The 707-nt window shown below is 40.0% G+C and carries 1 protein-coding gene; it reads right to left on the bottom strand.

Annotated elements, in window-relative coordinates; genetic code table 11:
- Positions 1 to 147: 147 nt before the first annotated feature.
- Positions 148 to 618 (bottom strand): IS200/IS605 family transposase, encoded by a 471-nt coding sequence (gene tnpA / locus HMPREF3201_RS03220; protein WP_156423318.1) that lies wholly within the window; start codon positions 616 to 618, stop codon positions 148 to 150.
- Positions 619 to 707 lie beyond the last annotated feature (89 nt).

Raw genomic sequence — 707 nt, forward strand, 5'->3', positions numbered from 1 at the left:
AATCAAAACCACCAGTTTAACTGGTGGTTTGCTCGGGCCCTATAAGGGCCTATCTCTTGTGGTTGCACTCTAAAGAGTGCACTGAATAAAGTCTGGCAATCACATTTCTATTACTGGCAGCCCCCTACTCGGGGGCTCTTGTTTTGCCTACTTTTTCTGGCTACCCGTAAACGGGTCTATGTATTCCTTAAAATCCAGCGTATCCATTTCAATATCTTCCTGTAATTGATGCCGAATGTACTCTCTAATAGCTCCTTCATATTTTCCGACGGTGTCTACGTAATATCCTCGGCACCAGAAGTGTCGGTTCCCATATTTGTACTTGAGGTTCGCATGATGGTCAAAAATCATCAAACTGCTTTTGCTCTTTAAATATCCCATGAACTGAGATACACTTAAATGCGGTGGGATGGCTACTAACAAATGAATATGATCCGGGCAGCATTCTCCTTCTAGTAATTCAACTTGCTTTCGATCACAAAGTGACCGTAATATTTTTCCAATATCCGCCTTAATTTGACCATAGATAACCTGTCTGCGATATTTGGGCGCAAATACAATATGATACTTGCACCGCCATTTACTATGTGATAAACTTTTTACGTCATTCACTGACATGAACCTCTCTTTTCGATAATGTTGTGGTTGCCAGACCATCTACATTTTATCATGAGAGGTTCTTTTTTTTACTATAAGAAAATTTACTT

Source organism: Megasphaera sp. MJR8396C (assembly GCF_001546855.1).
In the GTDB taxonomy this organism is placed as follows: Bacteria; Bacillota; Negativicutes; order Veillonellales; family Megasphaeraceae; genus Megasphaera.

Excerpts from the sequence above, each read along its gene's own strand:
- tnpA (WP_156423318.1), bottom strand. The coding sequence starts at position 618 with ATGTCAGTGAATGACGTAAAAAGTTTATCACATAGTAAATGGCGGTGC.